Source organism: Salinicola socius, from assembly GCF_001937195.1.
In the GTDB taxonomy this organism is placed as follows: Bacteria; Pseudomonadota; Gammaproteobacteria; order Pseudomonadales; family Halomonadaceae; genus Salinicola; species Salinicola socius.
In genome coordinates, this window is the sequence record NZ_MSDO01000004.1 from 23,021 (window position 1) to 45,003 (window position 21,983).

The following is a 21,983-nucleotide window of genomic DNA, read 5'->3' on the forward strand; positions in this document are numbered from 1 at the left end:
GGCGGCCACAACTCAGGGAGCGCGACATGAGCCTGATCAAACGCATCCGATTCGTTATCCGCGCTAGCCGCGCCGGTCGTGGGGAGGAACTCGACAAAGTGTTCGCAGGCATGGAGCGGGGTGCCACGTTCACTGGCGCCAAGGCCCACCTTGTGCTGGCGCTGGCGGATAGTCGCCGGTGGATCGAGATGAACATGCGGATGAACCACCACCGCTTCCTCACTGAAGAGATGCTCGGCCAGGCATGGGCGCGACGCGTGGAGAAGCACATCAAGGCGACGCGCACTCACGACCTGACCGAAATTCTGGAGGAACGTTAATGGTCCTCGAAGGCAGCGATCTTGCGCAGCGAAAGCTGGAGGCTCTTCCACGTCTCGGGCCCAAAACCGGAATCGGCCAGGTAGTCGATAGCGGCGATGGCCTCTCCACGGTTGTCGTTCGCTTTGGCTTGATCAACGCCGATCTCTCGCTCGATGGCTTCGAGCCTTCCAAGAATTTCGACCTGCATCACAAGCACAGATTTCAGCAATTCATCAGTTGTGGCCATTTCGTCAGTCCCTCAGTCGGTTGTGTGAGAACTCCCACTGTAACCGCTGGCGGCATGGCCCTCTATCGCTCGCGGATCGGCCGGCAGCCGACCACAACCATGTCTCGGGGGAGCACACCATGACAGTACACATTCCGGATTACTCGAGCTGGACGCGGGACGAACTGCTCGACGAGACCCACAAGCAAGCATCGATCCAGGCGCGGTTATCGGGCGAGGAGGGCAATGACATCCACGCCCGTCGCATGAAGATCACCACCGCAGGCGCTCGCCATCACGCCGCGATGCTGGCGCTACTCGAGCTGACCGAGCCATTCGATCAGGATGCCGCCGCCCGGGTCGAGAAGGCCAAAGCCTGGCATCGCAGTGAGCGAGGTCGCTACTACGCCATCGCGCTTGGTACGGAGCACCTGCAACGACATGACGCGGAATCCATGGGGCAGGTGAGGGCATGAGCCTTCTCGCCATGAGCTGGGCGCGTCAGTCGCTCAAGACGCTGCCCACTGACGTCAAGACGCCGTCTCGTCTGGCGCTGATGCTGCTGGCGGATTACGCCAACGAGCAGCACGTCTGCTGGCCGGGTCTGAGCACGATGGCGGAGGAGATGGGCTGTTCCAAGCGGAGCGTCCAGCGTGCCATCGATCTGCTCGAGGAGCGCGGTTTGGTGGTGGTCGAGAGCCGCCAGGACAAGACCGGTCGGCAGCAATCAAACCGGTACCGGCTGGCGGTCGGGGTAGGGTGTCAATCTGACACCCCCACTATCTCCACCAATTCGGGGGAGGGTGACAATCTGACACCCCGGGGTGTCAGCGGTGTCACCCCCGGGGTGTCACGGCTGTCACCCCTTGAATCTTCCATTGAATCTACCACCAACCCCAACACACACGCCGCTGGGCCGGACGAGCTATTCGATTATTCGCAACTGGCAGACGACGGCCAACCGCTGACCGGTGGTGCTCGCCAGTTCCCGATGACGCTCGACTGGCAACCTGATCCCGAGCAGTTCGCCGCGGCTTGTCTGCGTGCCGGGCTGCGATCCGACACCCAGCCGCCGGCTGCCCAGCTCGCCAACTTCACTGCTCACCATGCCGATTTTCCGAATCGTCGCCATGGCTCGATGTCCTGGACCCAGAAGCTCGTCGACTGGCTCCGCCGCGACCTGAGTCAATCCCACCCGAAACCGACCGGAGGTGCCGCAAATGCAAACGGCCGCCCACGTACTCCCCAACGCCGTCGCACAGCTGCCGAAGCACGGGCAGCCGCCGAAGCGGAACGCCGAGAACGAGAAGGTTCATTCGATGGGCAACGGCACCGCTAGCCCCGAGGTTGTCGACGCGCTGTTCGATGGCATGCGCAACCTGTACGGCGCCAAGTTCGAAAAGCAGTGGGGCGAGTTCGACGAGCACGGGGTATGGGGCGCCGAGCTGGCACACCTGGCGATCGGCAACCTCGAGCGCGGTTTCCATCGTTTGCGCGGCGAGATCCGAGACGCCGCACGTTCCGGTGACACGGCTTGGCCACCGCAGCCTGCAGCATTCGCCGCCATGTGCGAGCCCCGGCCGGAAGACATCGGGCTGCCTACGGTCGACGCGGCATGGCGTGAGGCCTGCGCCCACTGTCACGCCCCAGACGAGTGGCGCTGGAGCCATGAAGCCGTGCAGATGGCAGGGCAGACGGTGGGCTGGCGGGAGATCCACGGCACGACGGCGCAGTCAGTCCGCGCTCGGCTGGAAAAGCGGTTCGAGCGGGAATACGGCGCGTTGGTCAATCGGGTGATGTCTGGCCAGCCGCTGCAGGCCCAAGGGCTGATCGAATCAGACGCGACCCGGAACCGGGCCGAGCTGGCGGAGCGTGCCAGCTGTGAAGCCGCGCAGCAGCAAGCGGAGGCCGCCGGCCTGCCGCATCGCATGAATGCCAGTCAGGGGCTGGCGATGTTGAAAGCCGCCACGGGGAGGGCGTGAGGATGACGGATATCGTGATTGCCGGTGATGCCGGCGAGCTGCTGACCACCACCGCCGCGATTGCTGAGGGTGTCGATCGTGACCACGCCTCGGTGATCCGCCTGGTGCGCGAACACCAGGCCGATCTCGAGGACTTCGGAAGGGTCCGATTTGAAATCCAACCCTTCACGACCAGCGGTGGCACCCAGCGCCGAGAGGTGGCCAGCCTCAACGAACCCCAATCGACGCTGCTGCTGACGTTCATGCGCAATAGCGACATCGTCCGGGCGTTCAAGAAACGGTTGGTGCGCACGTTCTACGAGATGCGCGACCAGATTCACGCCAAGCCGGCGCCGGTGGCGGTGGATGACACGACGGTGCTGTCCCGAGCATCCGCTATTGCCAGCGTACTCGACGGAGCTGCCCGAGCGCTCGGCCTCGACGACAACATGCGGCTGCTGTCGGTCAATCAGGCCGTCCAGAAGCGAACCGGCGTCAACCTGCTGGGCGAGCTGGGGGCAACGCATCTCCTCAGCCCGATCAACGAGCGCTACCTGACGCCCACCGAGCTGGGCCTGCCGTTCGATATGAGTGCGGTGGCGGTCAATCGTGCGCTGCGTGACCTGGGCTACCAGCGCCAGGGGCGTGACGCCAAGGGCAAGGGCTACTGGGTGATGACCGAGCGCGGGCGCGCTGCTGGTGGCCGGATGATGGATACCGGCAAGAAGCATGGCGACGGCGTGGCGGTGCAGCAGCTGAAATGGCCGGAGAGCGTCGGGCAGGTGCTCGGGGAGGAAGCGGCGTGAGCCTTCTGAAGCGAATTGGAGATCGTCTGACGGGTGTGCTGGGTCGGGATTGCAACGGCAAGCCGCTGCGGGTGGGTGACCGCGTGGTGCCTGGCCCTAATTCGAGATCACCAAACTCTATTGCTGGCGTGATGGTGATCTTGGGCGTCAAGGAACATCACCGATCACGTAGGACTATTTGGAAGCGGGCTGTTCATCTTATTGATGCTGATGGCAGCACCGTTTATGCCAGAACGTCGGGCTGTCTTCTTCGTATCGACGATCCGGAATTGGAAACCAGCTGGGAGAACGTCACCGAGCTGACCGGCTGGACGCCAAAGGTCGTAAAACATCCAAGCGAGGTGCCGGCATGAACCCACTTCGCCACAAGATCCAGTGCCCGACGTGCCGGGAGTTCAAGACCGCCGGGAAGATGAAGCGCCAGGGCGAGGTTTTGCATTCCTGCGTCGATTGCCAGTTGAGCCGCAACCGCCGGCACTACCGAGGCCGGAGGTACTTCGCATGACGCGATCGACACTACCCAATCGCCCGCGCCGTCGCCGGCCTGCTCGCCGCCATTGCGGGCTGTGCGGCCAATCACGCGATGCCCTCGGTTTCGCGCCGGGCTCGAGCGTCTGCAGCCTATGTGTCAGCCGCCGGGAGACAGGCCGATGAAACGACACGGCAGCAGCCAAGCGCAGCGGGCGGCCATGCTGGGCGCCAATCCCCGCTTCCAGCTCTATCTCGACGCCCGCAAGCGGCATCGCCACGGCCTCACGCTCGAGCAATTGCCGGACGGCACGCACAACGCAGAAGACGCGGCCGATTTCATCCGCCAGGCCTGTGGCGTGGAAAGCCGAGCCGACATCGATCGAGACATTCATGCCGAGTCCATCCTCCGCCGGATCGTGGCGGACTACTCGGCTTGGGAACGACGACAAGCGAGGGGGCAGTGATGCAACCGGTAGCACTTCGAAGCCGCACGCCCCGGGCCCCGCGCATCGATCACGAGGGCGTCGAGCAGATGGCGCTGATCCGTTGGCTCTACGGCGAGGAGCAGCGTGGTGAGGCGGTCGGCGCGTTCTATGAGGTCATCTATCACGTGCCCAATGGTGGGCAGCGCAACAAGAAGACTGCGGCAGATCTCAAGCGCCAGGGCGTGAAGTCTGGCGTCTCCGACCTGGTGGTGATGGAGGGGCGCGGGGGCTGGCTGGGCCTGTATCTGGAGTTCAAGGCGACGCCGCCCAAGCATGCGGCCACGGCCGCCAGCCAACGGGAATGGCTGGAGAAAGCCGACCACCGGGGATACTGCGCGGTGCTGGGCCGGGGATTGGAGGAAGCGAAAGCGGTACTGAGGGAATACGCGTCGTGGGATTTTACGGTAACGCCCGCACGCAACGAGATGACGCTGGGGAGCAACTGGAGGGGATGATGCGGCAACTTGAGCTGATGGGGATCAATCAACTGCTGGCGGTGATTCGTCGCGAGCCGGCAGAGAGCGAATTGCGGGCCCGGGCTTTGCGCCGGTGCCTCGATGAGCTGATCGAGGTGGAGATCGAATGGCGGATCGATTACAGGCATCTCAACCTCGGCCACCACAACGTGAGCACGATCGCGCCGGGTGTGGGTGGTGGTGGAGTGACTGGCAGGGTAGACCACGTGATGGAGGCGGCAGAGCGTTTCCGCTACGCCTGCCGCTGGCGGAACATGGCTAAAGCGTTATTGGGGCACGTCAACGAGCGTCAGCGGATGGCGCTGCTGCTGACCGGCTATGCAATCCCCGAGCAACGCTGCGCGCTGAATGCTGGCGGCGATCGGGCACTGCTCGAGGCGATCAAGCAGGGCAGCCGCGGGCTGACCCAGGCGGAGGTGTGCGGGGCCCAGCGGATCATCATGACGCGGCTGGGTTATCCGATGGGGGCAGGGCAAACGGTGTTTCAGACGGCTGAGGCGCTGCGCAACTCTGCAAAGAATGCTCGGAAGTCGTTGTTATTGGTCGTGGGTGAACAGGCTAGGCTGGCGGCATGACCGCTAAACTTGGCCAATGGGTCGTAATATTGCATGCCCCAACACCAGTACGATAACCACGATAACGCCTATCACGAAAAGAACTGTTGCCAGTGCGTTGTTAGCACTACGGCTACGAGGCTTATCACTGTACTTGTTAGACATGATAATCCCGGCCACGACGGCAATCATGATTGTTATTGCTCCAAGTACCATGTCTTCTCCGCTGTCCGGCGACTCTGAATTTTAAGGGGTCAATGAATAGGTAAAATAACATGGACACTACATGTTGTATCCATGACCGCTTGTAAGTACTATTCAGCTAAGCTTGTATTTCCTGCGCCCTGATCGGTTACGACCGTTCGGGGCGCTGTCGTTTCTGACCCTGTTCGCCGCCCTTGCCTCGCTCCCGCGTGTTCCCCCACGTTTCCCCGGGCATGGGTGGCAACTTATTCGAGCGTCCACCTTGTTCGATCTTGCCGCCCTCGCTGGCGGCTTTTCTTTGCCTGGAGTTCCCCATGCGATTCATGCGCGATGTCGAGATGATCGGCAGCGGACGCTATCCGCTGCGCGTGCGCCTCGCTTGGGGCGCCCATGTGTCCGACGCCTTCGTCGATGCGCTGTTCGCGCTGGCGGCCGGCTTCGGCTGGTCGCTGGATCACGTCAACTGGCTGATGGCCTGCATGGCGTTCGAGACCGGCCGGACGTTCGATCCAGCTCAGAAGAACCTGGCGGGATCCGGCGCCACCGGACTGATCCAGTTCATGCCCCTAACGGCCCGCGGACTGGGCACGACCACCGAGGCGTTGGCGGCGATGACGCCCGTTGAGCAGCTCGATTATGTGGAAGCGTATTTCCGCCCCTATCACGCGCGAATCTCGACACTGCCCGATATGTACTTGGCCATCCTGATGCCAGCCTATGTCTCGGGCCCCGGCGGCGCGGTGATGTTCACCGACGGCACGACGGCGTATCGGCAGAATGCCGGGCTCGACGCCAACACCGATGGCCGCATCACGAAGGACGAGGCCTCTCAACGGGTGCAGGCGATGCTGATCGAGGGGCAGCTGGCGGCGAATTCACGCGACGTCTGGCAAGCAGAGGAGGCGGCATGATCGGTTCCCTGATGGCAGCGGCCAATTTCCTGATCGCTGCCGGTCTCATCATCCAGTGCCTGATTGCGCTCAACCGCGTCGACGACGGCTGGACACGTTTCGCCATCCACTTGGTGATCGCGACCGCCGGCGGGCTGTTGGCGTTTCGTGGTGCCGATATGGCGGTGGACATCGCGCTGAGCGACCGAACGGCCATCGGCCGGTTACTGCTCAACCTGTCGATGATCCCCGCCTGGATACTGATTCACCGGGCTTCGCACAAACGAGGGTAGCCGAGCGACCTAACCGGGGATCGAGATGCCGGACCAAATCACTGAGCTCTGGCTGACCGTTTCCACGTTCGCCCAGGAGCCTTCCCAGTCTGCGGCCCTCTGCGCTGTCTTCATGTCCTCCCTGCGAGTGCTGACATCTGGCGGGCTGCGTAAGCCGAAGCGCTGGATCGAGACACTGATGGTCGGCTTCTTTGCCTGGACCTCGCTCCCATTCATTCAGCATTGGGGATATGAGGCCGACACCGGCCGCTTCTTTGCCGCGTTCCTCGGCTATATCGGCGTGCATGGCTTCGAGAAGCGTGTCGATCGTCTGCTGGACAACATCGCTGACGTCACGTCGGCATTGAGGCGCAAATGACTCGTTGGATCGGGAAGCTGAGCCGGGATAGCCGCTCGCATCTGCTCGTTGCTGCGGTGGCGGTTGCATGGGCGGTGATGTCGCAGATGCAGGCGAGCGATGCCGGCAAGCGCTTGGACGCCGCACAGGCCAGCCAGCAAGCCGTTAGCTATGGCCTCTGGTATGCGCTGGTCGAAGAGCAAGGAAAGGCTGGGCGGTACGAGGCCGAGCGCAACATCGCCCGGGAGAAGCTGGCCGACCTTCGCTACCAATTGGGCGTGGCCGACACGCGGCTGGCTGCATGCCAGGCCACTACCGATATGGCCACCGATGGCGGGTTCACCGGCGAGCTGCTGTTGAGAACGGAATAGACGATGGCCCTGCGCATTCGGAAAGACGGTCGCATTCTATGCGCGGCTCTTCACCCAGAATATGAAGGTGATCTTTACCTGAATGATTCTGATCACTACAGACTTTCGGTTGAGTTGCGAGTGCTCGTGACTGAGCCAATTGACAGTCATGTCGAAAGAGGGGAGTGGTGGTGGAAGAACCAGGTGCCAACAGGCATTGCTATCGACCGCTTCTATCAAGATGAGAACGCGGGCTGTGTTTAGGACAGCCCGCGAATTGCTCAGCCTAGGCGCTGGCAGTGGCTGCACTTCGGCTTGCCTCCTGTGCCTGACTGACGATTACGGCTCTCGATGTTATTACCTTCAGTGCATGAGCTGTTGTCGTGGTGAACACTACTGTCTTTAGCATGAAAAGCTGCAACTTTACCCATTGGTCTAATCCTTTTTAAGTAAGTGCGGAAAATCCGCTGGGTCAGGTTATACGCCTCACATGATGTAACACTATTTCAATTCGATAAATTAGCTATCAAAAAGTTTCAGTGTAGATATTTAAATAAACATCTAAATGTGGAGATAACCCATGAAGCTCGTGCCAGAAGCCCCTAAGGCCCACAAGCTGTGGTCGGTGCGGCTGGCGATCCTATCTACGCTGATCTTTGCGCTGCATGACGTGCTGCCGCATTGGGAAGGGCTGCTACCCGACTGGGCTTACACGGCGCTGGCGTCCGTGGTGGGTATCGCTGGCGCCATAGCACGTTTGGTCCCTCAGAAGGCCATCGACGAATTCATCCGGAGCCGCCTGCAATGAGTCGGCTCTACGGTTGGCTAGCCGCCGGTGTGGCCCTGGTCGTCGGTCTACTCACCGCTTGGGGGCTTCGAATCCGTGGGCAGCGTGACGCAGCCCGCGACCAGCTCGAATGGACCAAGGCTAGAGCGGAGGGCGTCGAGCAGGCACGTGACGTCGAACGACGAATCGATGAGCGCCAGCGCGCGGATCAAGTGCAGGCACGGGAGGTCGAGCGTGAACAGATGGCACAGCGCCGCGCTGGTGTTCGCCCTGAGCTGTTCGGCGATCCCCGGCTGCACGACGACAGCCCCAATACCGATCAGACCTGAATGCACGGTGCCGTCAATGCCGGCGCTGCCGGAGATCAATTCGAACCACCTGCAGTGCCTGGCGGACGATGACTACTGGATGCTGCAGGACCGCGAGCGGCGGCTGACCGACTGGGCGTTCGAGATGCGCGGGATGCTCGGGGAGTTGTGCTCTTCATCGCAGCCCTGACTACTTCCGCGAGACCCTCTCCAGCTCGGAGCCGTCGGCGTATCCCTGACTTGTGATGAGTGCGGCCACGGCTTCTGCGTCGTAAAGATGCTTAATGTCGAAGTCGATAACGATCTCGCCGCCGTGATTGATAGCGGCGATGGCGTATCGGTAGAGATTGCCGTTGTCGCTGCGGTACACCGGCAAAGGTCGAGCTGAAGAAAGGTTGTCGAATCGTTGCATTGCATGTCCCCTCGGTTGTCGAACGACAACGATGAGTCCTCGTCGCGGAAAGGTAAAGCCCATGCCCGGCAGAGCTAAGCGGCCATGCCGCGCCCCTGGCTGCCGCCCCACTACCACCGAGTGCAGCGGCGCAAGGTCAAGAGCGGGCGCGTGGCATCGCCACCTGGTCGGCTCGCTAGTGAGATCGATGCCCGACAGTGAGATGAGCTAAGAAGCGCCACTAACTGGCGGAGCATAGCTTTAATCTGAATCCTGTTATTAAACTTCTGTAAGGCCTAGCCTGGCTTTAAGTGTGTTTGGATATTTGGCTCCCCTCTGGCGATACTCTCCTTTAGAAGTGTTAATGACTAGTAGAACGTCGTGACCCTCCAAGAGTTCGGAGCCAAAGTAAATGCTGTCTGCTACGTCTGACGTTGACCGGTCTGAGTCCAGCGCAAAAAATGACGTTGTTTCATCCCAGGCAGTATCCGAAGCGACCTTATTCACCGCTTCTTCCAGTGACTGATATACATCGTTGTAGTTTCTAGAACCTGCCGAGATAGTGAAACTTATCAAGTAACTGGCCATCGATATACTCCGATAAGATAAGTGAATGATTCTCAGGAATGATTACACAATATTACAGCGAGCTGGAACTATGCCTTCGTCGCCCCCTCGTCCATGTCGATCACCTGCCTGTGGCAACAAGACAATCTCGCGGCACGGCTACTGCGATGAGCATGCCGACAAATCAACCGGTTGGACGCAACGTCGGAGCGGCAAGAGCGGCCGTGGCGGCCGACCATGGCGTCGCAAGCGTGATCGCATTCTCCAGCGTGACCGTGGCCTATGCCAGCCGTGCTTGCGAGCGAATCGAGTGATGCCGGCGACCGAGGTCGACCACATCGTGAACGTCGAATCCGGCGGCACAGACGACGACAGCAACCTCGAGGCGATCTGTTCGCCTTGCCACAAGGCCAAGACGGCCCGCGAGGCGCAGGCCGGGCGCGGATGAGATCGATTCTCGGCGATGCACCAAAACGGTGCCCCGGGGAGGGGGATGTCGAAACTTCAGAGCCTTTCGCTCCCGGACACCGCCGCCTCCATTCAATTTTTATACCCGCGAAATTGAAAAATCAGTTTCGGCGAGAGGAGTTGCCAAATGACAAGAGGTCGCAAGCCCAAGCCGAGCCACCTAAAGGCGGTTCAAGGCAACGCTGGCAAGCGGGCGATCAACCATGACGAGCCCGTCGCCGACTCGCTAACCCAGGTACCGCCGCCACCCGAGTGGCTCTCCGAGATTGGCGTCGAGATGTGGGAGCGCGTCGGCCCTTGGTTGGTGAGCTCCAAAATTCTGACCGACTCGGATCTCGCCAACCTCGAGGCCTACTGCGCGGCGTACAACCGCTGGCGCCAGGCTGAGGAGAACATCGGCCAGCATGGTCTCGTCGTCGATAGCCCGATGGGCGGCGTGGTGAAAAACCCCGCATGCACCGTCGCCAACGAAGCGCTCAAACAGATGAACACATTCGGTAGCGCCCTTGGTCTGGACCCTGCAAGCCGTGCGCGGCTGGCAGTGCCGGGTGCCAAGGACGCCGCCAATCCATTCGCCGCCTTGGTGGGCAAGAAGCGATGACGACACATGGCCAGCTATCCCAACGTCAATGCCGCGAACAAGTACGCTCGGGACGTTGTGGCTGGCCGCATCCCGGCGTGCAAGGAGGTACGTCAGGCGTGCCAACGTCATCTCGATGACCTGAACGCCTCCAAGGGCCGAGCATTCCGATACAAGTTTGATAAAGACGCCGCCGAGTCGGTGTGCGTTTTCATCCAACTACTGCCTCACACGAAAGGGCGCTGGGCACGGGAGCGAAAGCTGGTCGAGCTGGAGCCGTGGCAGAAGTTCCTGTTCTGCGTGATCTACGGCTGGCTTCGGAAGAAGTCTGGGCTTCGCCGCTTCACTGAGGCCTATGTCGAGGTCGGCAGGAAGAACGGCAAGTCGGTAATCGCCGCCGGTGTCGCGAACTACATGCTCTGCGCGGACGGTGAATATGGCGCCGAGGTCTACTGTGGCGCCACCACCGAGAAGCAGGCTTGGGAGGTCTTCCGCCCGGCGCGCTTGATGCTGCAGAAGTCCCCGGCACTGATCAGCGCCGCGGGCATCGAGATCATGGCCAAGAATATCTCGCTCCCGGAAGACGGTAGCCGGCTCGAGCCGCTGATCGGTGATCCCGGTGACGGCTCGTCGCCGAGCTGCGCCCTGGTCGACGAATTCCACGAGCACCAGACGCCGAACCTCTACGACACCATGTCGACCGGCATGGGTGCCCGCGATCAGCCGCTGATGTTCATCATCACCACCGCGGGGTTCAACACCGCCGGGCCGTGCTACGACAAGCGCCGCCAGGTGCAGCAGATGCTCGACGGTGCGCTGCCCAACGACGAGCTCTTCGGGATCATCTACACGGTCGACCAAGGCGATGACTGGCAGGATCCGACGGTGCTGCGCAAGGCCAATCCCAACTTCGGCATCTCCGTATCCGAGGAATTCCTACTCAAGGCGCAGCGTGATGCCGTCCGCTATCCAAGCCGCCAGAACTCATTCCTGACGAAGCATCTGGACATCTGGGTCAGCGCACGGAGTGCCTGGCTCAACATGGCCGATTGGCATGCCGCCGGCGACGACAGCCTGACGCTCGACGACTTCGAGGGGTGCGAGTGCTGGCTGGGCGTGGACCTGGCGAGCAAGACGGATATCGCCGCGATCGCGCTGCTGTTCCGCGACGAGGTCGAGGACAAGAACGGCCGCATGAAGACGCGCTGGACGGTGTTCGTGCGCAGCTATCTGCCCGAGGGTGCCATCGAGCGCGCCAGCAACAACCGCGCCGCCTATGAAAGCTGGGTGAACTCCGGCGACCTCATCATCACCGATGGCGAGGAGCTGGACTTCGATGTCATCCGCGAAGACATCAAGGATCTTGCCGGGCGCTTCCAGATCAACGAGATCGCCTACGACCCGTGGCGGGCAACGCAGCTCGCGCACCAGCTCATGAGCGACGGAGCCGACATCGTGGAGTACCGCAACACCGTACAGAACATGAGCCCGGCGATGCGCGAAATGGAAGCGGCGATCACCGGCGGGCGCTGGCGCCATAGCTGCGATCCTGTGCTCACGTGGATGGCCTCCAACGTGGTCGCCAAGGCGGACGCCAAGGACAACATCTACCCGCGCAAGGAAAAGCCGGAGAACAAGATCGACGGCCCGATCGCCATCCTGATGGCGCTGGGACGCGCGGTGCTCACCGAAAACGACGAGCCCGACGAATCCATCTACGACACCTCGGACGTGACATGCTGACATCCATTCTGATTTTTCTGATCGGCCTCATCGGTGCCGGGCTGGTGTCGTTCGGCGCTTGGCTGATCGCGGCGCCGGCCGGGTACATCGTTGCCGGCGTGCTCTGTCTTGCCTGGTCGTGGCTGGCCGCGCGGACCAGCGCCCGACGGCAGTCTGAGCCGGTCGGGGAGGGTGGCTGATGTTTCTACCCGGCATGTTTCAGAGCACGCCCAAGCGGCCCCAGAAAGAACCCGGCAATTGGACGAACTGGGCAGGAGGCATGAGAAATACCCGCACTTCAGCCGGTGCCGGGGTGACCAGTGACACCGCGTTACGCGTTGGCGCACTTCGCGCCTGCGTCACGCTGCTGGCCGAATCGGTCGCGCAACTTCCCTGCGAGCTCTACCGTCGCACGGATGATGGCGGGCGTGAGCGGGCCAGCGGCCACCCGGTCTACGACCTGCTGCACTCCCAGCCCAACCAGAAGGACTCATCGTTCGAGTACTTCGAGCAGGGCCAGGGCGCACTGGGGCTTGAGGGCAATCACTACTCGCTGATCGAGCGCGACGGCGGTGGCTACCCGATCGAACTGATTCCAATCAACCCGAAGAAAGTGCAGGTGCTGAAAGGTCAGGACGGGTTGCCGTATTACCACCTGACCGAGATCAACGAAGTCGTCTCGATGCGCCAGATGCATCACGTGAAGTCGTTTTCGCTCGATGGGTTTGTGGGCGTCTCGCCGATCGCCAGCAACGCCGACTCCATCGGCCTGGCGATGTCCACTGAGGAGCACGCCGCTGCGGTATTCGAGCGTGGGGCCACGATGTCGGGCGTGATCGAACGGCCTAGCGATACGCCGGCTATCAAGGATCAGGCCGCCGTTGATCGGCTGCTCGACAAGTTTGCCGAGCGCCACGGCGGTCTCCGCAATGCCTTCTCCGTTGCGCTGCTGCAAGAGGGCATGAGCTACAAGCAGCTCTCGATGGACAACGAGAAAGCCCAGCTCCTGGAGAGTCGGCGATTCTCGGTCGAGGAGATCTGCCGGCTCTACAAGATCCCGCTCCACATGGTGCAGCTCAACGACAAATCGACGTCGTGGGGATCGGGCATCGAATCGATGTCGCTCGGCTACGTGATCTACACGCTGCTGCCCTGGCTCAAACGCTGGGAAGCGGCGATGCGCCGCGACCTGCTGCTGCCATCGGAACGGCGCGACCTCTACATCGAGTTCAACGTGTCGGGCCTGCTGCGTGGCGACCAAAAGTCCCGCTACGAGGCCTACGCGATCGGGCGCCAGTGGGGCTGGCTCTCGGTCAACGACATTCGCCGGCTCGAAAACATGCCGCCCATCGACGGGGGCAACCGCTACCTCACGCCGCTCAACATGAACGACTCGCAGCAGACGCAACGTTCGCTGAACGCCACGCCCGACCAAATGCGAGACATCGAGGGAATCCTATGTCGCACCTGATTAACTACCCGCACCTGGCATCGCTGGCGTTCAACACGCCGCTCTATGCCACCCCGGATCTGGTGCAATCCGTTCGCTCGGTACTCGAGCCGCGCCTGCTCGGCCGCCTCAATGATCTTCCCGAGCGACTCGAGGCTAGCGGTGATCCGGAGTCGCGCGAGATGCAGGGTCTACGCGTCGTTGGCCGGCTGGCGATCATTCCGGTTCACGGCATTCTGACGGCGCGCGCCGGGCAGATCGACGCGCTGTGCCAGGAAGTGCTGAGCTACGAAAAGCTGCGCACGCAGATCAACGCGGCGCTACGTCACGAGCTGGTCGAGGAGATCGTCCTCGACATGCAGTCCGGCGGCGGCTCGGCCATGGGCTGCAAGGAGCTGGCGGACTTCATCCAGGCGAGTACCGCTATCAAGCCCATCACGGCGCTGGTCAACTTTGCCTCGTTCTCGGCTTGCTACTTCCTTGCGGCCGCGTGTTCGCGGATCGTCTGCAGCCCGACGGCCATGGTCGGCTCGATCGGCGTGATCATCGAGACCTACGAAGTCAGCAAGGCCGAAGAAGCCTTCGGCATCAAATTCAACACCTACTACCGCGGCGCCCACAAAAACGACTGCTCACCCCACGAGGCGATCACCGACCAAGCGGTCGCGGAGATCGACCGGCGGCTGGATAGCGCCTACTCGACGTTCACCGAATCGGTGGCCAGCTATCGCGGCCTCGATCTCTCCGTCGTCACCGGTACCGAGGCGCGGATCTACAACGGCGAGGATGCGCTGGCCGTGGGTCTGATCGATGAGATCGCCCCGGCCCAGGAGGCGCTCGACAGTATTGCCTCGCGCTACAGCGGCCAGAACGCACCGCGCCGTGCCCGCGTCTCCGCGCGAGCCGGCGCCATGGAACTCCAGAACACGCTCTAGCCACGCGGCGGAGCGGTACCCCAGGCGGCCAAGAGGCCGCCTTTTCTTTGCCCCGACGAAACCCAGAGGAACGTCATGTCTAAGATCGAAGAACTCCGCCGCCAACGCGCCGACGTCAATGCCAAAGTGCAGGCGCTCGCGAATGCGGAAAACGACGCCGGCGAACTGTCGGCCGAGCAGCTGGAGGAGTTTGACCAGCTCTCCACCGACTTCGACAAGCTCACCACCCAGATCAATCGCCTAGAGGCGACCGAGCGCATGAACGCCGCCTCGGCCGAGCCCGTGCCTTCACCCATCAGCCAGGGCGTGAAATCCGCCGCCGTCCACACCAAGGCCGAGCTGAAGCAGTACCCCGGCGCTAAGGCTGCACGCATGGCCATGTCGATCGCCGCGTCGAAGGGCGATATCAACATGGCCACCAAGTTCGCCCGCGACGAAATCGGTGATAACGACGTCGCCATGGCGATCGAGACCAGTAGCGGTTCCGGCGGCGCGCTGATCCCGCAGAACCTTTACGACGAGGTGATCGAACTGCTGCGGCCGAAGACCATCGTTCGTGCGCTGGGCGCCCGAGTGATTCCGCTGCCCAACGGCAATGTGTCGATCCCGCGCATGAGCTCCGGTGCCTCGTCCAGCTACGTGGGTGAAGGCACGGACGTGCTGGCCTCCGATGCCACGCTGGATGACGTGAAGCTCAACGCCAAGACCATGATCACCCTGGTCCCGATCTCCAACCAGATGATCGGCCGCGCTGGCTTCGCCACCGAGCAGCTGTTCCTGAACGACATGCTCAACTCCATGGCGAGCCGCGAGGACAAGGCGTTCCTGCGTGACACCGGCGCCGGCGACACACCGAAAGGCTTTGCCGAGACGGCACGCCAGGCCAGCCGCACGCTCGCCTGGACCGGCACTGCCACGCTGCAGGAAATCGACGCCTACCTCGACTCGCTCATGCTGGCGCTGATGAACAGCAACAGCCTGCTCGCCGAGCCGGGCTGGGGCCTCTCGCCGCGCACCTACATGAAGCTGTTCGGCCTGCGCGATGGCAACGGCAACAAGGTGTATCCGGAACTGGCCAACGGCCAGCTCAAGGGCTACCCGATCCGCCACACCACCAACATCCCGGCCAACCTCGACACCAGCGGCGCCGGGAACAACAACGAGTCCGAGATCTACTTCGCCGACTGGAACGACGTCGTGATCGGCGAGCCCGGCGGCATGATCGTCGATTTCAGCCGCGAGGCCACCTACAAGGACGGCAACGGCCAACTGGTCTCCGCATTCGCGCGCAACCAGTCGCTGATTCGTGTCGTTACCGAGCACGACATCGGGTTCCGTCATCCGGAAGGCCTGGTGCTCGGTACCGGTGTCACCTGGTAATCGCGTCCACCCGAGAGACCCGGGCCAGTCGGCCCGGGTAACTGACAACCCCGTCAATCAGGGAGGCCACCATGGCCCGTTCCAACTCCACGCAGTCCAGCACCCCCACGCCGGCGGCTACTGCCAGCCCGCAGGACAACGTCCAGCCCCAGAGTGGCGAGAGCACTAGCACGGCCGTCTCCGGCTCAACCGCAGACAAGATCACCGACGAAAAGCAGGATCTCAACGAGATGCAGAAGGCCGGGCAGGCCAAGACGCATCCTCAGCCCGACTCGACACCGCCGCCGGCGTCTCCTGGCGCGCAGTCCCAGGCGCAGAAGGCCAACGAGGCGGTGCGCCCCGAGTCGGCGTTGCACAACCTCAAGAGCAATCAGTTGACCCGCGTGAAGTTCCTGCACCCATGGCAGCGCTACGCGCCCGGCGACCGCGCTGGCTTCGACCCGAAGACAGCGGCCGAGCTGGTCAAGCGCGGCATTGCCGAGAGCCTCTGACCGACCGCCGGCGGTTCGCGCCGCCGGCCCCATTCCTGAATTCGAGATTGCCCGATGCTGACCCTGGCCGACGTCAAACTGCAGCGCCGGATCGACGAAGATGACACCACTGAGGACGCGCTGCTGCAGCGGTTTATCGATGCGGCCTATCGGCACGCCGAGGCGCACACGCAAACCGCCATCCGGCCCCGATCCAAAACGGTGGTTATCGATGGCTTCCCACCGGTGGATCGCGCGATCGATCTGCCGTGGTACCCGGTGCAAAGCATCGACGCCCTTGAATTCATCACGCCCAGCGGTGACAGCCATCCGCTGGACGAAACCGCACTGCGTCTCGACACCCGCGATGACCCGCATCGGCTCTATCCGCGCTGGGGTGATCGGTGGCCCGCCACCATCGCCGAACCCGAGAGCGTCACCATCACCGCCACCGTCGGCTACGAGAAGACGCCCGAGGACATCGAACTCGCGCTCCTGCTCCTCATCGGCCATTGGTACGAGAACCGGGAGAGCGTGGTCATCGGCACCATCACCGCCGAAGTGCCGATGGGCGTCGAGATGTTGCTGTTCGATTACTGCCGACATGCTGTGGGGTGAGAGATGAGAGCCGGACGCCTACGACACCGCGTGACGATCCAGCGCCAGCGCCAGGGCGAGGGTAAGGACGAGGTGGGCCAGCCGGTCGAAGGCTGGGAAGACGTGGCCACTGTCTGGGCGGAGGTCACTGGCCTAACCGGCCGTGAGTACATCGCGTCCGGTGGAGAGCAGAGCGAGGTCTCCATGCAGATCCTGATGCGGTACCGGGCTGGCATCGACGAGACCATGCAGGTTATTCATCCGCCGCCGACCGGTGGCGGCGAGACCTACGAGATCATCTCCGCGCTGCCGGACGCACGGCGTCGGCAGTTGACCCTGATGTGCAAGTCCGTGAGGCGCTCATGAATACCACCCACCTGGACTGGTCGACGTTGCCGGACCTCGAGGCCGAGTTGCGCCTGCTCGAGAAGGCCGAAAGCGAGCGCGTGCTCCGACAGGGCGCCCGGGCCGGTGCCGGTGTGTTCCGAGATGAGGCTCGCCGGCGGGTGAAGAAGCGCACCGGCAAGCTGGCTAAGAACATCATCAGCGACACCGCCAAGGTCGACAGCCGCACGCGAGCGACGGCCGGCGTTAGGGTTCGCGAGGAAGGCAAAGCCAGCAACCCGCGCAACGCCTTCTACTGGAAGTTCATCGAATACGGCACCTCGACGATCCCCGCGGCGCCGTTCATTCGCCCCGCATTCGAGACCAAGCAGGAAGAGGCAGCGCGCGCCGTGTTCGTGAAGTGCAACCAGGCCATCGACAAGGTGCTGACGCGATGATCGAGTCGAAGATCTATGCCGTGCTCAAGGAACTGCAGGGCGGCCGCGTGTTCCCGCTGATCGCCCCGCAAGGCACGGCGCGGCCCTATCTGGTCTACATGCTCCCCAGTGACATCACCGAGAAGATGCTCCAGGGCTTCGGCGCGCAGCAGGTCACCGTTCAGGTGGATGCCTACGCCGACACCCTGATATCGGCGAGTCAGGCCGGTGACGAGATCGTCGAAGCATTACTGCCACTCGAGCCGGGCGACATCGAGCGCACGCCCGGATACGAAGAGGACACCGGGCTCTATCGGCAGACGATAGAAACTCAAATCTGGCTGTAACCCCTATCCCGCCGCCGGCGGGTTTTTCATGCCCAGGAGGCACGACATGGCAGGAAAAGCGAAGTTTCAACTCACCGCCGGTACCAGCATCGGGATCACCGAATCGGCCGTTGCGACCATCGAAGAGGTGGCCAGCGCCACCATGCTCGAGATTGGTACGACTCAGAAAGAGGTCAGCTACACCGGCGGCCAAAAGCAGGACATCGACGTCACGGTCTTGCTGAGCGAAGAGCAGGAGATGGACAACGGACTGGAGGCCCCAGGCGAGCTTTCTCTTTCCGGCAACTGGCTGCCGAGTGACACCGGCCAAACGTCACTGCGAGCTGCCGATGCCGACAACTCCATCCGAGGCCTGGTGTTGACCTTCAAGAGCGGGGCCAAGGCGACCATGCTCGTGCAGGTGCGCCAGGAAACGTGGGGCGTGTCGGCCAATGGTGTCGCCACCGGCGGCTTCACGCTGCGGGTGAAGGGAAAACCGAAGTATGACCCCGCTCCGGCTCAGGATTCGGGCACCGGGACGGGAGAGTAACCAATGGCGAAATCCCAATCCCCCCAACTCGACCTGCGAGCGCTGGCGCTTTCTCCATTGGCCGGCTATCGGCATGACACGGCGCCGGTCGAGGAGTGGAAGGGCGCCACAGTCACTCTTCGCGAACCCTCTGCCGGCGACTGGACGGCCTGGCAGGCCAAGTTGGCAGAGCTGACCGGCGAGGATGTCACGCCGGATAACGTCCAGTCGCTCGCCGATAGCGTCGACGGCACCGATCGCACGCTCGATGCCACGTTGCTGGTCCGCGTCCTCTACGACGACAAAGGCCAGCGCGTGTTCGAAGACAAGGACGTGGCCCAGCTTGCCGCCATCTATGGTCCGGTACATGACCGGCTGTTGCGCCGCTCCATGGAGATTGGCGGTCTGACCGATGCGCCCCTGGAGCAAGAGGAAAAAAACTGACCGAGAGCCCCGGGCTATTCTTCCTCATGACGCTGGCACTTCGACTCGGACGAACTCTCGAGGAGCTGGGCCAGCAAATGACGGCCCGGGAGCTCATGCTCTGGACCGCTTTCGATAAACAGTCGCCCATCGGTGATCGTCGCGGCGACATTCAGCAGGCCAACACTGCAGCCTCCATCTGTCAGGCGCTGGGCGCCGAGGTGAAGCTGAGCGACCTGGTGCTGCAGTGGGGTGCTGCTGGCGAGGAAGACGCCGGCAACGATGACGATGCCTTTGAATCACTTTTCGCGGGGCTGGCGGGGTGATTGTCGCCCCCTTTCTGGAATCTCGGATTCATAGGTTGCATGATGAAGGCGACACAACTGCGTAGGGGGCAACGATGGCCGAAGTGAACAAAACACGTTACCAGGATCTGCAGCGCCGCTTTCAGATTCGAGAATCAAAGCGAGAATCCTACTGGGGAGATCTCGATAAGATGGCGTTTTCGATCCGTTCAGAGTTCGAAGCGTTTCTTGGCCTAGACAAGCGAGCTGCGTGGGTCAATCGCAGCGAAGGCGAGCACACTCCGTATGTGGATATCGGTCGGTGGAGTGATGCCTATGATCCCGAATTCGAGAGAGTGCCTATCGGCGCTGGCTTCCCAGGTGAAGATGAGGCGCTGACGTTTGTCATTCGTCTTTGGCTTGAAGCGCCCAACAATCCAAGTTATCGCGGGTCTCTGGATATGACTTTCTCGCTTGAGAAGTCGCAGGACACCCATTTCGTGTCGATCTACGACGGGAAGGCTGGGAAAGGTGGTCTGAATTTCGACAAAAACCGCCCCGTGAAGAGCTTTGCCTTTGCATGGGATGATGAGGGTCGAACGATCTTGACGGATGCCATGCACGATATCGTCATGGAGCGTTTGAAGCTGAGTGACCGAATCGACAGCGAACCCTACGAGGAGCTCGCCGAAGACTGAGCATTCATACACCCCCACCCAGACGGCTGCCTCGCGCAGCCGTTTTGGTATCCTGACCCTGTTCTGATCTATTGACGACTACGTCTGCCTGAGCCACTATCTCCTTGTCGCTGCAAAATCAGCGGCCGGGATTAGCAGCCCGATCACACGAAGGCGCACCAAAGCGCTGTCAGCGCTTTTTTTGTGCCCGTCAGTTATGGCGGGTCGTGCGTGGGAGGCTTCGGCCTGCCGGGTTCCTTTGTGTCCGGTCTGCTAACCCGCGTACGGTCCGCCTCCCAATTTAGCAGTTGGTGGTGGACTCCAAGCACAAAGGAGAATCACCATGGCTACGCAGGCCGCTGCAGTAATTCCGTTCCAGTTCGAAGCCCTCGAAGTTCGCACTCTGTTGATTGACGATCAGCCATGGTTTGTTGCCATGGATGTCGCTGCCGTGTTGCTGTATTCAGATTCACAGGCGATGACGCGAAAACTCGAAGAGGATGAAATTCAAAACCGACAAATCGTCGGTTTCGGGAATCGGGGCGCAACGCTGATCAACGAGTCAGGCCTTTACTCCGCGATCCTTCGGAGCCGAAAAGCTGAGGCTAAGCGCTTCAAGAAGTGGGTGACCGCCGAGGTGCTTCCGACCATTCGCAAGACTGGCGGCTACCAGGCCGAGACGATCGGCGGCGAGACCATTGGCACCGATGGCCTCAAGATCCTGCGGGAACTGATCGGCAAGAAGGTGCGCGTGTTGCCGCACAGCGCCCGCAACAGCGCCCAACACCGGCTCTGGAATTTGCTACACACCCGCTTCAACGTGCCCAAGGCCGAGATGATCGCAGCCAATGACTTCGACGCTGCTGCCAACTTCGTCGGCCAGTGGGCCATCGAAGGCGAATACCTGGAGCGAGCCCGGCCGCCGGGAGAGACAATGGTGATCAACTTCCCCAAGCGCCAGCAGGCGTTGGATTTCACACCTACCGGGCTCTATGGCAACGAAGCCTGGAAGAATGATCTGAGTCTGTTGATGGCCGAACTTCGCCACGCCGCCAGGAACGGCAATACACTTCGCGTCGAGAATGTTGAAGGGCCGCTCGAGGAGATGCTGGCGCTTCGCCACTTCCTGGAAATCGCCGAAGGGGGCTTGTCACCCAGAAACCGGCAATTGCTAGCAGGCAAAGCCAACGCGCTGGAGTGCGCCTTCGTTCAGCGTGTTGGGCCAGCGCTCAAGCTGCTGGACTCAAAACTCTACGGCGACATGCGAGAACACATTGGCGTGCTGGCGCGCTACTTACGGCAAGGCAGTTCCTTGTCTGCCTAATGTTCGCTCAAGGCGTACTCCCAGCCAGCCGATAGCCTGAATAGGAAACACTGGCTGGGGAAAACATGGCCGACTACTGCCAAACGTGCTCGATCAAGGTTCACGGGCGCGATCACCAAGACCTGGCTCGCTTATGCAAGCCGGGCGAAACCGTTTGGGAGCTTTGCGAAGGCTGCGGTGATGTGGTTGAGTTGGATCACGCTGGTAGGCGTATTGACCATAAAAAGCGTGATCAGGGAACTCATGATGAAGTTAAAAACACTATTATTGGCCGCCTTATTTCCATGTTTCGCACTCGCAGATGATCTTGACAACGACCAAGCAATAGCTCTTTTCAAGAGTAACAAGGAAGATATTGGGATCTTGGCGAACATGGCCCGGAACTGCAGTGATACTTTGGATGACGGTCTGTTCAATTTGGCCGAGCGTCGTTGTCTGCCATTCATGAAGTCTTTCTTCGAATTCTATGCAACGGTGAAGCCTGCAGTAGATTTCTCGAATGAAAGCTATGAGGGCGGTATTCCGCAGTTTTGCGCCCAAGACGATGAGCTTGGTGATATATGTGGAGATATGGCAACGATAATGCTCGCTTATAGCAAAACCATAAAGGCCGAGCGCTTAGGTGCTTTTGAATAGTTGGTAGAAAATAAT

The 21,983-nt window shown here is 61.5% G+C and carries 37 protein-coding genes; 35 read left to right on the forward strand and 2 right to left on the reverse strand.

The genetic code is table 11. The features are described from left to right. Nucleotides 1-26: 26 nt before the first annotated feature. Nucleotides 27-320: a hypothetical protein gene (locus BTW07_RS04290; protein ID WP_075568938.1), complete on the forward strand. Its 294-nt coding sequence runs from the start codon at nucleotides 27-29 to the stop codon at nucleotides 318-320. Here the strand turns inward: BTW07_RS04290 and BTW07_RS04295 are convergent. Beyond that, nucleotides 317-547, reverse strand: coding sequence for a hypothetical protein (locus tag BTW07_RS04295; RefSeq protein WP_075568939.1), 231 nt, complete (start codon nucleotides 545-547; stop codon nucleotides 317-319). The genes BTW07_RS04290 and BTW07_RS04295 overlap by 4 nt on opposite strands. Nucleotides 548-666: 119 nt before the next feature. On the opposite strand from BTW07_RS04295, the gene BTW07_RS04300 reads away from it, so the two are divergent. The 16 genes from BTW07_RS04300 to BTW07_RS19790 all read left to right on the forward strand — a co-directional run bounded on the left by BTW07_RS04300 (nucleotide 667) and on the right by BTW07_RS19790 (nucleotide 8,638). Then, nucleotides 667-1,002 (forward strand): hypothetical protein, encoded by a 336-nt coding sequence (locus BTW07_RS04300; RefSeq protein WP_075568940.1) that lies wholly within the window; start codon nucleotides 667-669, stop codon nucleotides 1,000-1,002. Continuing rightward, on the forward strand, nucleotides 999-1,865 hold the full coding sequence (locus tag BTW07_RS04305; protein ID WP_075568941.1) for a helix-turn-helix domain-containing protein: 867 nt from the start codon (nucleotides 999-1,001) through the stop codon (nucleotides 1,863-1,865). The genes BTW07_RS04300 and BTW07_RS04305 overlap by 4 nt, the downstream gene beginning before the upstream one ends. Next, nucleotides 1,846-2,508 (forward strand): replication protein P, encoded by a 663-nt coding sequence (locus tag BTW07_RS04310; RefSeq protein WP_075568942.1) that lies wholly within the window; start codon nucleotides 1,846-1,848, stop codon nucleotides 2,506-2,508. Before BTW07_RS04305 ends, BTW07_RS04310 begins: the two co-directional genes overlap by 20 nt. Before the next feature lie 2 nt (nucleotides 2,509-2,510). Continuing rightward, complete coding sequence (locus BTW07_RS04315) at nucleotides 2,511-3,293, forward strand: Rha family transcriptional regulator (RefSeq protein ID WP_075568943.1); 783 nt, start codon at nucleotides 2,511-2,513, stop codon at nucleotides 3,291-3,293. Beyond that, nucleotides 3,290-3,646, forward strand: coding sequence for a hypothetical protein (locus BTW07_RS19565; RefSeq protein WP_144076818.1), 357 nt, complete (start codon nucleotides 3,290-3,292; stop codon nucleotides 3,644-3,646). Before BTW07_RS04315 ends, BTW07_RS19565 begins: the two co-directional genes overlap by 4 nt. Nucleotides 3,647-3,943: 297 nt before the next feature. Continuing rightward, the gene (locus tag BTW07_RS04320; RefSeq protein WP_075568944.1) at nucleotides 3,944-4,228 is read left to right on the forward strand and encodes a hypothetical protein; all 285 of its coding nucleotides are present in this window, start codon (nucleotides 3,944-3,946) and stop codon (nucleotides 4,226-4,228) included. Continuing rightward, a complete protein-coding gene (locus BTW07_RS04325) occupies nucleotides 4,228-4,704 on the forward strand; it encodes a VRR-NUC domain-containing protein (protein ID WP_075568945.1) in 477 nt (158 codons plus the stop codon). Before BTW07_RS04320 ends, BTW07_RS04325 begins: the two co-directional genes overlap by 1 nt. Beyond that, nucleotides 4,704-5,300 (forward strand): hypothetical protein, encoded by a 597-nt coding sequence (locus tag BTW07_RS04330; RefSeq protein ID WP_075568946.1) that lies wholly within the window; start codon nucleotides 4,704-4,706, stop codon nucleotides 5,298-5,300. Before BTW07_RS04325 ends, BTW07_RS04330 begins: the two co-directional genes overlap by 1 nt. A 506-nt stretch (nucleotides 5,301-5,806) precedes the next feature. After that, nucleotides 5,807-6,394 carry an N-formylglutamate amidohydrolase gene (locus tag BTW07_RS04335; RefSeq protein WP_208605366.1) on the forward strand — a complete coding sequence of 196 codons (588 nt, stop codon included), beginning with the start codon at nucleotides 5,807-5,809 and terminating at the stop codon, nucleotides 6,392-6,394. After that, nucleotides 6,391-6,666 (forward strand): hypothetical protein, encoded by a 276-nt coding sequence (locus tag BTW07_RS04340; RefSeq protein WP_075568947.1) that lies wholly within the window; start codon nucleotides 6,391-6,393, stop codon nucleotides 6,664-6,666. The genes BTW07_RS04335 and BTW07_RS04340 overlap by 4 nt, the downstream gene beginning before the upstream one ends. 25 nt (nucleotides 6,667-6,691) lie before the next feature. Next, nucleotides 6,692-7,024 (forward strand): phage holin family protein, encoded by a 333-nt coding sequence (locus tag BTW07_RS04345; protein ID WP_075568948.1) that lies wholly within the window; start codon nucleotides 6,692-6,694, stop codon nucleotides 7,022-7,024. Beyond that, on the forward strand, nucleotides 7,021-7,374 hold the full coding sequence (locus BTW07_RS04350; RefSeq protein ID WP_075568949.1) for a hypothetical protein: 354 nt from the start codon (nucleotides 7,021-7,023) through the stop codon (nucleotides 7,372-7,374). Before BTW07_RS04345 ends, BTW07_RS04350 begins: the two co-directional genes overlap by 4 nt. A gap of 3 nt (nucleotides 7,375-7,377) precedes the next feature. Further along, nucleotides 7,378-7,617: a hypothetical protein gene (locus BTW07_RS04355; protein WP_075568950.1), complete on the forward strand. Its 240-nt coding sequence runs from the start codon at nucleotides 7,378-7,380 to the stop codon at nucleotides 7,615-7,617. Between the two features lie 316 nt (nucleotides 7,618-7,933). Next, nucleotides 7,934-8,161 carry a DUF7940 domain-containing protein gene (locus BTW07_RS04360; RefSeq protein ID WP_075568951.1) on the forward strand — a complete coding sequence of 76 codons (228 nt, stop codon included), beginning with the start codon at nucleotides 7,934-7,936 and terminating at the stop codon, nucleotides 8,159-8,161. Beyond that, nucleotides 8,158-8,469: a hypothetical protein gene (locus BTW07_RS04365; protein ID WP_075568952.1), complete on the forward strand. Its 312-nt coding sequence runs from the start codon at nucleotides 8,158-8,160 to the stop codon at nucleotides 8,467-8,469. The genes BTW07_RS04360 and BTW07_RS04365 overlap by 4 nt, the downstream gene beginning before the upstream one ends. A gap of 7 nt (nucleotides 8,470-8,476) precedes the next feature. Then, nucleotides 8,477-8,638 (forward strand): hypothetical protein, encoded by a 162-nt coding sequence (locus BTW07_RS19790; protein ID WP_158025855.1) that lies wholly within the window; start codon nucleotides 8,477-8,479, stop codon nucleotides 8,636-8,638. Here BTW07_RS19790 and BTW07_RS04370 read toward each other — a convergent pair whose 3' ends face one another. After that, nucleotides 8,639-8,860: a hypothetical protein gene (locus BTW07_RS04370; RefSeq protein ID WP_144076820.1), complete on the reverse strand. Its 222-nt coding sequence runs from the start codon at nucleotides 8,858-8,860 to the stop codon at nucleotides 8,639-8,641. A 637-nt stretch (nucleotides 8,861-9,497) separates the two neighbouring features. On the opposite strand from BTW07_RS04370, the gene BTW07_RS20255 reads away from it, so the two are divergent. From BTW07_RS20255 to BTW07_RS04460, 18 genes are all read left to right on the forward strand, one after another. After that, a complete protein-coding gene (locus tag BTW07_RS20255) occupies nucleotides 9,498-9,854 on the forward strand; it encodes an HNH endonuclease (protein ID WP_075568954.1) in 357 nt (118 codons plus the stop codon). Nucleotides 9,855-10,001: 147 nt separating this feature from the next. After that, a complete protein-coding gene (locus BTW07_RS04380; protein WP_075568955.1) occupies nucleotides 10,002-10,475 on the forward strand; it encodes a phage terminase small subunit P27 family in 474 nt (157 codons plus the stop codon). 6 nt (nucleotides 10,476-10,481) lie between these two features. Then, on the forward strand, nucleotides 10,482-12,197 hold the full coding sequence (locus BTW07_RS04385) for a terminase large subunit (RefSeq protein ID WP_075568956.1): 1,716 nt from the start codon (nucleotides 10,482-10,484) through the stop codon (nucleotides 12,195-12,197). Further along, nucleotides 12,191-12,376: a hypothetical protein gene (locus BTW07_RS04390; protein ID WP_075568957.1), complete on the forward strand. Its 186-nt coding sequence runs from the start codon at nucleotides 12,191-12,193 to the stop codon at nucleotides 12,374-12,376. The genes BTW07_RS04385 and BTW07_RS04390 overlap by 7 nt, the downstream gene beginning before the upstream one ends. After that, nucleotides 12,376-13,647, forward strand: a complete 1,272-nt coding sequence (locus BTW07_RS04395) for a phage portal protein (RefSeq protein WP_075568958.1) — start codon at nucleotides 12,376-12,378, stop codon at nucleotides 13,645-13,647. Before BTW07_RS04390 ends, BTW07_RS04395 begins: the two co-directional genes overlap by 1 nt. Further along, on the forward strand, nucleotides 13,635-14,561 hold the full coding sequence (locus BTW07_RS04400) for a S49 family peptidase (protein WP_075568959.1): 927 nt from the start codon (nucleotides 13,635-13,637) through the stop codon (nucleotides 14,559-14,561). The genes BTW07_RS04395 and BTW07_RS04400 overlap by 13 nt, the downstream gene beginning before the upstream one ends. 75 nt (nucleotides 14,562-14,636) lie before the next feature. After that, nucleotides 14,637-15,941 (forward strand): phage major capsid protein, encoded by a 1,305-nt coding sequence (locus BTW07_RS04405; RefSeq protein WP_075568960.1) that lies wholly within the window; start codon nucleotides 14,637-14,639, stop codon nucleotides 15,939-15,941. Nucleotides 15,942-16,012: 71 nt separating this feature from the next. Then, on the forward strand, nucleotides 16,013-16,432 hold the full coding sequence (locus BTW07_RS04410; RefSeq protein ID WP_075568961.1) for a hypothetical protein: 420 nt from the start codon (nucleotides 16,013-16,015) through the stop codon (nucleotides 16,430-16,432). A gap of 54 nt (nucleotides 16,433-16,486) precedes the next feature. Beyond that, on the forward strand, nucleotides 16,487-17,029 hold the full coding sequence (locus BTW07_RS04415) for a head-tail connector protein (protein ID WP_075568962.1): 543 nt from the start codon (nucleotides 16,487-16,489) through the stop codon (nucleotides 17,027-17,029). A gap of 3 nt (nucleotides 17,030-17,032) precedes the next feature. Continuing rightward, nucleotides 17,033-17,374, forward strand: coding sequence for a phage head closure protein (locus BTW07_RS04420; RefSeq protein ID WP_075568963.1), 342 nt, complete (start codon nucleotides 17,033-17,035; stop codon nucleotides 17,372-17,374). Continuing rightward, nucleotides 17,371-17,790 carry an HK97-gp10 family putative phage morphogenesis protein gene (locus tag BTW07_RS04425; protein WP_075568964.1) on the forward strand — a complete coding sequence of 140 codons (420 nt, stop codon included), beginning with the start codon at nucleotides 17,371-17,373 and terminating at the stop codon, nucleotides 17,788-17,790. Before BTW07_RS04420 ends, BTW07_RS04425 begins: the two co-directional genes overlap by 4 nt. After that, nucleotides 17,787-18,116, forward strand: a complete 330-nt coding sequence (gene gp17 / locus BTW07_RS04430) for a tail completion protein gp17 (protein WP_075568965.1) — start codon at nucleotides 17,787-17,789, stop codon at nucleotides 18,114-18,116. The genes BTW07_RS04425 and gp17 overlap by 4 nt, the downstream gene beginning before the upstream one ends. A gap of 46 nt (nucleotides 18,117-18,162) precedes the next feature. Further along, on the forward strand, nucleotides 18,163-18,645 hold the full coding sequence (locus BTW07_RS04435) for a phage tail protein (RefSeq protein WP_075568966.1): 483 nt from the start codon (nucleotides 18,163-18,165) through the stop codon (nucleotides 18,643-18,645). A 3-nt stretch (nucleotides 18,646-18,648) separates the two neighbouring features. Further along, the gene (locus BTW07_RS04440; RefSeq protein WP_075568967.1) at nucleotides 18,649-19,068 is read left to right on the forward strand and encodes a phage tail assembly chaperone; all 420 of its coding nucleotides are present in this window, start codon (nucleotides 18,649-18,651) and stop codon (nucleotides 19,066-19,068) included. A 77-nt stretch (nucleotides 19,069-19,145) separates the two neighbouring features. Next, on the forward strand, nucleotides 19,146-19,373 hold the full coding sequence (locus BTW07_RS04445) for a phage tail assembly protein T (RefSeq protein ID WP_425272021.1): 228 nt from the start codon (nucleotides 19,146-19,148) through the stop codon (nucleotides 19,371-19,373). A 74-nt stretch (nucleotides 19,374-19,447) separates the two neighbouring features. Continuing rightward, on the forward strand, nucleotides 19,448-20,029 hold the full coding sequence (locus tag BTW07_RS04450) for a hypothetical protein (RefSeq protein WP_075568969.1): 582 nt from the start codon (nucleotides 19,448-19,450) through the stop codon (nucleotides 20,027-20,029). Between the two features lie 322 nt (nucleotides 20,030-20,351). Continuing rightward, complete coding sequence (locus BTW07_RS04455; protein ID WP_075568970.1) at nucleotides 20,352-21,332, forward strand: BRO-N domain-containing protein; 981 nt, start codon at nucleotides 20,352-20,354, stop codon at nucleotides 21,330-21,332. A gap of 180 nt (nucleotides 21,333-21,512) precedes the next feature. Continuing rightward, a complete protein-coding gene (locus tag BTW07_RS04460) occupies nucleotides 21,513-21,968 on the forward strand; it encodes a hypothetical protein (RefSeq protein WP_075568971.1) in 456 nt (151 codons plus the stop codon). Nucleotides 21,969-21,983 lie beyond the last annotated feature (15 nt).